The following is an 8,432-nucleotide window of genomic DNA, read 5'->3' as shown; positions in this document are numbered from 1 at the left end:
CGGGGGGTGGGGGGTGCGGCCCCCCCCCCCCCGGCGCGGGCCCCCCACCGCGACACCCCAGCCGGAAAGTTTCTGGATCGCCTCCTGCACCGCGGGGAATCCGAGTTGCGCGCGATTGGAGTACGGTACGGCCACCACTGGTAGACCTTTGCCGACGGCTTCGACGAGCAGGCCGAGGGGAAGCGTATCGGAGATCCCGGCAGCCCATTTCGCCAGCGAATTGCAGGTGAGGGGAGCGGCGATCACGGCGTCGGCGGGCGGGAGCACATCCGGGGTGCCGGGTTCCTTGTATTCGCTGCGCACGGGATGGCCGGTGTGGGCGGCCAGCGCCTCGGCGTCGATGAACCGCCGGCCGTCGGGGGAGGCGACGACGCAGACATCCCAGCCGTCCGCCCGCGCCACGTCGACGAGCCTCCCCACATGCCGCGCCGGTGGTGAGCCGGTGACAAGGGCGTACAGGACCGGTTCTCCCCGTTCGTTCATGGCCCCATGATGTCAGCACTCCGTGTCCCGGCACCGGGCGCGACCCGGCCGGGACGCGCGGCGAGGAATCCGAGCAGGGCGAGGGTCGCGGCGGCGGTCATGACGATGGCTATCGCGTGGGCGGAGTTGCCGAGCAGGCCGACCACGGGGGCGGCGAGAGCGGCGGCGCCGAACTGGGCGAAGCCGACGACCGCGGCGGCGGATCCGGCCGCTTCACCGTGCCGGGACAATGCCGAGGCCACGGAATTCGGCATGGCGAGCCCGGTCGTGCAGAGCAGCACCATGAGGGGCGCGGCGAACCCGGCGAGCCCGCCGGTGCCTGTGCTGGTGACGATGACGAACACGACTCCGGTGAGGACGCTCGCCGCCAGCGCGACCAGGCAGAGGCGGTCGGGGGTCCAGCGACCGAGCAGCAGCACGTTGAGCTGCGACGAGCCGATCAATGCCACGGCGCCGATCGCGAAGGCGAAGCCGTAGAGCTGCGGGCTCAGACCGAATTGGTGCTGGAGAACGAAGGCCGAGCCGGCGATATAGGCCCACAGGACCGCCCGGACGAGTCCGCAGACCAGCACCAGCAGGACGAAGCCCCGATCCCGGGCGAGGATTCCGTAGCGCCGGAACAGCGAGGCGGTCCCACGGGTCGCCCGGGCGGCGGGCGGAAGTGTTTCCGGCATGGCGCAGCAGCCGAGCAGGATCATCACCAGGCCGAGACCGGCCAGGGTGAGGAAGACGCCGTGCCAGGACACCACCGCGATGAGCAGACCGCCGATCGACGGTGCCAGGACCGGCGCGACCCCCATGACGAGCATCAGCCGCGACAGGACGATCGCCGCCTCCCGGCCGCTGAACAGATCGCGCACCACAGCCATGGCGATGACCGTGGTGGCCGCGGCGCCGATTCCCTGTAGTGCGCGGAAGGCGCCGAGCAGTGCGACCGACGGCGCGAAGTAGCAGGCCACCGAGGCCGCGACGTGGACCGCGGAGCCGATGATGAGCGGGCGGCGGCGGCCGTAGACATCGGACAGGGGTCCGATGACCAGCTGGCCGAGCGCCAGGCCGATCAGGGTCGCGGTGAGGGTGAGCTGGATCGTGGCGTCGGTGGTGCTCAGATCTGTGGCGATGATCGGCAGCGCGGGCAGATACATATCGACCGTGAACGGTCCCAGCGCGGTGAGCGCGCCGAGGACGAGGACGAGACGGATCCTGTTGTGCTGTACGGGTTCCGGTACAGCGGTGGCGTTCCCGATCTCTTCCGTGGTCACGGATGCTGCTGGTTCAGGAAGCCGGTCACCACGCTGTAGTAGTCGTACGGGCGCTCTTCCTGCAGATGGTGGGAGGCCCGGTCCATGACGTAGAGATGGCCGTGCGGGACCATGCGGGCGAGCATCAACGGATAGTCGGGCGTGAGGAACGCATCGTGCATACCCCAGGCGAACAGGACCGGTGCCTGGATCATGCCGAGTTCGGCCGTCAGGTCCTGCCAGTCGCCGCGCGGATTGTCCGAACGGGCGGCGAGGGCGGTCTCGCCCGGGTCGAGACTCTGCTGGTACCGCATCTCCAGGGTTTCTTCGGGGAGTTTGCTGCCGTCGAACCATTCGAGCCTGGTGATGAGCTGCCGCATCTTCTCGCGCGTCGGTCCCTCGCCGCCGTAGTACACATCGCGGGCGTTGCGGCCGCGGCGTCCGTCTTCGGGGAGTGGGGCGAGGGGGCCGTAGAAGACCGGCATACTGCCGGTGATCACCAGGGCGCGGACTCGTTCGGGGTATTTGGCGGCGAGGTTGAGCGCGATGGTCCCGCCCCACGAGTTGCACACGAAATCGGCGCGGTCGATACCGAGTTCGTCGAGTAGTGCCACCATCTTGGCGGCGTGGAAATCCCACATCGGGCCGGTGATCGTGCATTTATCGGATTTGCCGTACTGCAGGAGGTCCACGAGCAGGGCCCGGCGGTCGCCGGCGAACAGTTCCGCGACCGGCCCGAAGTCCGACCAGGCGGTGCAGCCGGGGCCGCCGCCGTGCAGGAAGAAGGTGGGGGAGCCGGTGCCCAGGTCGTGATAGTGGAAGGTCACGCCGGCTGCGGTGGCGTACAAGCTGTTCGGTCGAGATGCCATGGGCACCACCTGACCGCATAGCGCGGCCGGGGCCAAGGTTCGCGGTCCGCTGGACGGTCCCGGCCGGTTGTCCGGCCGGGACCGGATTCCTAGCGTCGGCCCATGACAGATGATCTGGAGACCGTGTACGCACGGGCGACGGCGCTGCTCGGCGCGGTGGAGGAACGCGCGTTCGGGCGGGTGCGGGCGGCGGAGGCCGTGGCCTTCGCGCGGGCCTGCGGGGAGGACGACGCGCGGTATCTCGACGCACGACATCCGGCGTTCGCGGTGCACCCGCTGTATCTGCCGAGCCTGCTGCGCGGGCCGGCAGGTGCCCGGGACGAGGAATACCGGCCCGACGGCATGTTCGCCGACGAGGTCCCCGGGACGGCCGGCCTGGCGGTGCGGCTGATGGCGGGCGGGCAGAGTTGCGAGTTTCATCGGGCGCCGCCGCTGGACCAGGAGATCGAGGTACGGCGCACCGTGGAGCGGGTCGAGTGGAAGGGCCGGGAGACAGCGCGTTTCGTGTTGATCACCGTCGCCAAGGTCTATCACGCGGCCGCCGCCGGGCCGCTGGTGTCGGTGGCGGAACGGTACATCGTCCGATGAGGGGGACCCGTACGCCCCGGCCCGTCGAACCCGTTGCGCTGCAGACGGATCCGGTCCGGATCCTGCGGTTCGGTGCCGCCACCCACAATGCGCACCGCATCCACTACGACACCCGCGCCGCGCGCGCCGAGGGGCTCGGCGATCCGGTGGTGATGGCGCAACTGCACGGCACGCTCTTCTTCCGCGCGGCCGCCCGGTACGCCGGTGACCCGGCCGCGGTGCGCTCGGTGAGCTGGCAGAATCGGGCGCCCGCCGCCGTGGGGGCGACGTTGACCGTCACCGGTGTCGTCGACCGGGTCGAAGGTGGCGTGGTGACCCTGCGGCTCGAGGAGCGCGACGACCGGGGCACCGTCTGCGCGGTCGGGTCGGCTGTGGTCGCCGCGGGCACCCCGGTCTGCTGAGCGAACCCGATCCATTGGGTGGCGCCGCGCCCCGGCCGAAGATCGGAGCAACCGGACGATCTCGCATCGAGAGGAACTGAACCCATATGACTGGTGTCGAGGCACCGGCCACCCGGCCCACGCTCCCGGAGCGCGCGCGGGCGGCGGGCCGGCAGGACTGGACGGCCTGGCCGTACTACGACCAGGCGGGCAGCGGCTACCGCGGCTACTGGTATCCGGTGACGTGGTCCAACCACATCACCGGCAAACCCACGAGCCATACGATCTGCGGGGAGAAGCTCGCACTGATCCGTGACAACGGCACCGCCTACGCCCTGCACGACCGGTGCCCGCATCGCGGGGTGCCGCTGTCGGAGGGGGATCAGCAGTTCCCGGGTACCGTCAGCTGCCCGTATCACGGCTGGACCTTCCGGCTGGCCGACGGGAAACTGGCCGCCGTCATCACCGACGGGCCCGATTCGAAGGTCTGCGGGAAATTGTCCGTGCAGACCTATCCGGTGGCCGAGCGCCTGGGCCTGGTGTGGGTGTACATCCCGATCGGCGACGAGCCGGCGCCGCCGATCGACGAGCAATTGCCCCGGGAACTGGTGGAGAACGAGGGCATCGTGGGCGGGCGCATCCAGCCGCGCCGCGGCAACTGGCGTTTCGCGTGCGAGAACGGGTTCGATGAGGGGCACGCGAAATATCTGCACCGCACGGCGCTGTGGCGGCTGTTCAAACCCATGCCGACCTGGAACATCACCCGGATCGTGCCCGAGGGCCGCTGGATCTTCCGCGTCCAGGACGAGGTGCACTGGGAGGCCGAATTCCCCGGCGTCGGCAAGTGGACCAACAAGCGCTGGTGGAAGAAGAAGCCGGACGAGACACAGATTTCCCAGATCGGGAATGTGGGAGCCGGCCTGCGCACGAATCCGGTGATCGAGGCGCAGAAGTTCCCCGGATTCGCGTCGTTGGCGATGCCCGGTGTGCTGCGTATCGCGTACCCGAACTTCATCCACTACGAGTTCTACGTCCCGGTGGACGACGACCACCACAACTATGTGGGGCTGATGGTCAACTTCGTGACCGGGGTGCGCAAACTGGGCTTCTACGCGAAATACCTCGGTGCCATCCGCTGGCTGTTCCACGGCCAGTTCTCCGGTCAGGACGAATGGATGGTGAGCGTCACCGACGCGCCCCCGGAGAAGCTCTACCGGCCCGATATCTCGCTCACGGCATGGCGCAATCTCGCCGAAGAAGAGTACGCCGAAAAGATCGCCGCTGCCGTGGCCGCGGAACCGGCAAAACCGGAGCGGCCGGTGCGCGCGCGGCGGGCGACCGGAAGAGAAACGGCCGCGGCGAAATCCGTCCCCGCGGACACCAACGGTTCTTCGGCCGAGTAGGGAAGGAGAGGACTCATGCGCAACATCTTCGCCGGTATCGCGGCCGGTGTGCTGCTGGCCGTCGGCGCCCCGAAGGCCTGGCGGTTTCTTGCCGCGCGGAACAACACCCAGGTCCACCAGGTCAGCCCGCGATGACGGCGGTGGCCGACCCGCTCGCCGGACTCGACGAGCTACGGCGTTCGTGGGCTGAACAGGCCTGCGCCGCAGTCGATTACGGACGCCTACGCGAACTGGTCACCGGGCTGGTGGATATCGCGAGCCCGACGGGTGACGAAGCACCGCTGGCCCGGCATATCACCGGCGTGTGCACCGCGGCCGGTATCGAGGCCCACACCATGGAACTCGATGACCGGCAGGCCAATTCGTGGGCTCGCGTCCCCGGCGCCGGTACCGGGCCCGACCTGATGCTCTACGCCCCGATCGACACCGTGACAAGCGGAAACGCGGTAGAAGATCTGCCGTGGGCGGGGGACACCCTGCGCCCGGATATGACGGCGCGGGCGGTGGTGGACGGCGATTACCTGACCGGGCTCGGCGCCTCGAACCCGAAGGGGCACGCCGCCTGCGTGCTGGCGGCGGTCGAAGCCGTGCACACCGCCGGGATCCCGCTGACCGGTGATCTGATCGCCGCGTTCGGTGCCGGTGGTATGCCCACCAACGCCCGGCCGGGTGTGGGTGGGACGCGGCGTAACACCGGGCAGGGTGTCGGCTGCTCGTTCCTGCTGGAGCAGGGTGTCTGGGCGGATTTCGCGCTCATCGCCAAACCCGGCTGGACGGTGTCCTGGGAAGAAGTCGGGCTGAGCTGGTTCGAGATCATCGTGCACGGTAGCCACACCTATGTCGGGTCGCGGCACCGGCTGCCCTATCGCAATCCGGTCGCGCTGGCCGGCGCGGTCGCGGAGCGGCTCGAGCAGTGGTTCCCGCACTATTCGCGAGCTCATCAGGACGGGCTGGTGTACCCGCAGGGCATGGTCGCCACTATCCGTGGCGGCTGGGAGCGCACGGCCTCGTTCACACCGGAGCAGGTGCGGATGAGGGTGGATCTGCGGCTGAGCCCGCGGACCACCCCGACCGCAGCCAAGAGGGAACTGGTTGCCGCGGTGCGCGCGATCGCCGGCGACCTGGACGCGCGGATCGATATCGAACAGATCCTGGCGATCCCCGGGGAATCATCGGATCCGCACATGTGGTTGTGCCGCAGCGCGATCGCTGCCTGGGAGGCGATGGAAGGACTACCCCATCAGGACGTGCGCGACGCCAGCGGCGCGACCGACGCCAACATTCTGCGTGGCCGGGGCATCCCGACCGTCCGGGTGGGCATGCCCAAGGTCGCCGACGCGCCGTTCGAGGTGGATTTCGCGCGGGGCATGAACACCGTGGATCTGCGGGCGGCCGAACGGTTCACCCGGTATCTCGTGCGGGTCGTGGTGGATACGGCGACCCGGACACTCGAGGAAGTAGGTATCGACTGATGGCGGACATCGTGCTGGGGGTGGGCGCGTCGCACAGCACGCTGATGAACACCCACTGGGAGCAGACGACCCACAAAGCGGAAGCGGAACGTTTCCGCGACGGACTCCACGCGGCCCGCGACCGGATCGCCGCCGCCCGTCCGGACGCGGTGATCCTGCTGGGCTCCAACCATTTCCGTGGTTTCTGGCTCGACCTGATCCCGCCGTTCACCCTCGGGGTCGGCGAATGTCATGCCAGCGGTGAATCGGGTACGCCGAAGGGTCCGCAGCCGGTCGATATCGGGCTGGCCCGGCATCTGGCCGAGTCCCTTGTCGAGAGCGGCCGGTTCGATCCGGCGTTCTCGGCCCGGCTGCAGATCGACCACGGCCAGTCGCATGCCATCCAGTACCTGCTGGCCGGGCTCGACGTCCCGATCGTGCCGCTGGTGGTGAACGTTTTCGCGCCACCGCTGCCGACCTTCCAGCGCTGCGCCGACCTCGCGGTGGCCTTGCGGGAAGCGGTGGCCGCCTACCCGGTGGACAGTCGCGTGGTGGTGATCGCGTCCGGCGGACTCTCGCACCGGCTGCCCTGGCCCGACTGGCGCGATCCGCAGGGCGAGGACGAGGACTTCATGGTGCGGGCCTGGCTCGACGGCCGGGAGAACTGGGCCGACTACGACGTGCGGCGCCGGCAGATCATCCGCGCCGCCGAAGCCGCGATCTCCCCGGAATTCGACCACCGGATCCTGGAGCTGTTCAGCCTCGGCAAGGCCGCCGAACTGGCCGGATACAGCACCGCGGACCTCGAGGCGGCGGCCGGGAACGGAGCCCAGGAATTGCGGACCTGGCTCATGATGGCCGCGATGCTGGACTACATCCCGGGCGAGCGGCTGGCCTACGAAGCCGTGCCCGAATGGCTCACCGGAATGGGTGTCACCGTGCTGGATCCCGCACGGCAGCCCGCTCGCCGGTGAGCACCATCCGATACCCACCTTTCACCGACAAGGATTCGCAATGACGATCTGGACCGAACTGACCGGCGTGGATTTCGCGCTGAAAACCGTGGATGCCGCCGGTATTCCCACCCGCTCGTTGCAGGCGGGCAGCGGGGCCGAAGCGGTGATATTCCTGCACGGCACCAGCGGGCATCTCGAGGCATTCGCCCGCAATATCGTCCCGCATGCCGCCCGGTACGAATGCCACGCCATCGATATGCTCGGCCACGGTTATACGGGTAAACCCGATTACGCGTACGAGATTCCACGCTATGTGCAGCATCTGCTCGATTACCTCGATGCTGTGGGGCTGGCGAAGGCGCATCTGGTCGGGGAATCGCTCGGCGGCTGGGTGGCGGCATATCTGGCCAGTGATCACCCCGAACGGGTGCTGTCGCTGCAACTGCTCGCCGCGGGGGGCACCGTGGCGAACCCGGAGATCATGGAGCGGATCCGCACCTCCACGACCAAAGCGGTGGAAAGCGACGATATCGAACTGACCCGCGCCCGGATGCGGCTGCTCATGCACGACGCCGCCGACGCCACCGAGGAACTGGTGCAGGTCCGGCACCGGATCTACCACGAACCCGACTTCGTGGCCAATATCCACAATTTGTTGTCGCTGCAGAACATGGAGATCCGGCAGCGCAATCTGCTGCGCCCCGATCGGCTGGCCCGGATCACGGCACCGACGCTGGTGGTGTGGGGACACGAAAACCCGTTCGGGGATGTGCCCGAGGCCGAGAAACTGGCTGCCGATATCCCGGGTGCCCGGTTGCAGCTGTACCCCGCGTGTGGGCACTGGCCGCAGCACGAACATGCCGAGGAGTACAACCCGTTGAGCCTGGAGTTCCTGGCCGAAGCCTCCGCGCGGGCGAAAACGGCCGTATAACTCTACTTCCGCTGTCAAATCTGTCCGGGGCCGGGGGGGGGGGCACAAAGACCCCCGCCCCCCCGCGAGTGTGCGGCGGCGGGGGGGGGGGGGGGGGGGGGGGGGGGGGGGCCCCGCGGGGGGCGGGGGG

Annotated in this window: 9 protein-coding genes; 6 read left to right on the top strand and 3 right to left on the bottom strand. The window is 68.9% G+C overall.

Annotated features, from left to right (window positions below; translation table 11 throughout):
• The 3 genes from QH276_RS33075 to QH276_RS33065 form a co-directional block, all read right to left on the bottom strand.
• Positions 1-483, bottom strand: a 483-nt coding sequence (locus QH276_RS33075) for a flavoprotein (protein ID WP_280407014.1), incomplete at its 3' end; no start/stop codon positions are given.
• Positions 480-1,745 (bottom strand): multidrug effflux MFS transporter, encoded by a 1,266-nt coding sequence (locus QH276_RS33070; protein WP_280398092.1) that lies wholly within the window; start codon positions 1,743-1,745, stop codon positions 480-482. The genes QH276_RS33070 and QH276_RS33075, both read right to left, overlap by 4 nt.
• Complete coding sequence (locus tag QH276_RS33065; protein ID WP_280398093.1) at positions 1,742-2,593, bottom strand: alpha/beta fold hydrolase; 852 nt, start codon at positions 2,591-2,593, stop codon at positions 1,742-1,744. The genes QH276_RS33070 and QH276_RS33065 overlap by 4 nt, the downstream gene beginning before the upstream one ends.
• A 102-nt stretch (positions 2,594-2,695) precedes the next feature.
• Here QH276_RS33065 and QH276_RS33060 point away from each other — a divergent pair, with 102 nt between their 5' ends.
• The 6 genes from QH276_RS33060 (at position 2,696) to QH276_RS33035 (ending at position 8,302) form a co-directional block, all read left to right on the top strand.
• Positions 2,696-3,181, top strand: a complete 486-nt coding sequence (locus QH276_RS33060) for a hypothetical protein (protein WP_280398094.1) — start codon at positions 2,696-2,698, stop codon at positions 3,179-3,181.
• Entirely contained in the window at positions 3,178-3,582 is a 405-nt protein-coding gene (locus tag QH276_RS33055) for a MaoC/PaaZ C-terminal domain-containing protein (protein WP_280398095.1), read from the top strand. Before QH276_RS33060 ends, QH276_RS33055 begins: the two co-directional genes overlap by 4 nt.
• Before the next feature lie 86 nt (positions 3,583-3,668).
• The gene (locus tag QH276_RS33050; RefSeq protein ID WP_280398096.1) at positions 3,669-4,964 is read left to right on the top strand and encodes an aromatic ring-hydroxylating oxygenase subunit alpha; all 1,296 of its coding nucleotides are present in this window, start codon (positions 3,669-3,671) and stop codon (positions 4,962-4,964) included.
• A gap of 131 nt (positions 4,965-5,095) precedes the next feature.
• A complete protein-coding gene (locus QH276_RS33045; RefSeq protein ID WP_280398097.1) occupies positions 5,096-6,436 on the top strand; it encodes a M20 family metallopeptidase in 1,341 nt (446 codons plus the stop codon).
• Positions 6,436-7,389, top strand: a complete 954-nt coding sequence (locus tag QH276_RS33040; protein WP_280398098.1) for a catechol 1,2-dioxygenase — start codon at positions 6,436-6,438, stop codon at positions 7,387-7,389. Before QH276_RS33045 ends, QH276_RS33040 begins: the two co-directional genes overlap by 1 nt.
• Before the next feature lie 40 nt (positions 7,390-7,429).
• The gene (locus QH276_RS33035) at positions 7,430-8,302 is read left to right on the top strand and encodes an alpha/beta fold hydrolase (RefSeq protein ID WP_280398099.1); all 873 of its coding nucleotides are present in this window, start codon (positions 7,430-7,432) and stop codon (positions 8,300-8,302) included.
• Positions 8,303-8,432: the final 130 nt, after the last annotated feature.

The sequence above is a fragment of the Nocardia carnea genome (assembly GCF_029869215.1).
GTDB lineage: Bacteria > Actinomycetota > Actinomycetes > Mycobacteriales > Mycobacteriaceae > Nocardia > Nocardia carnea_B.
This window is presented reverse-complemented; position numbering and strand designations above follow the sequence as displayed.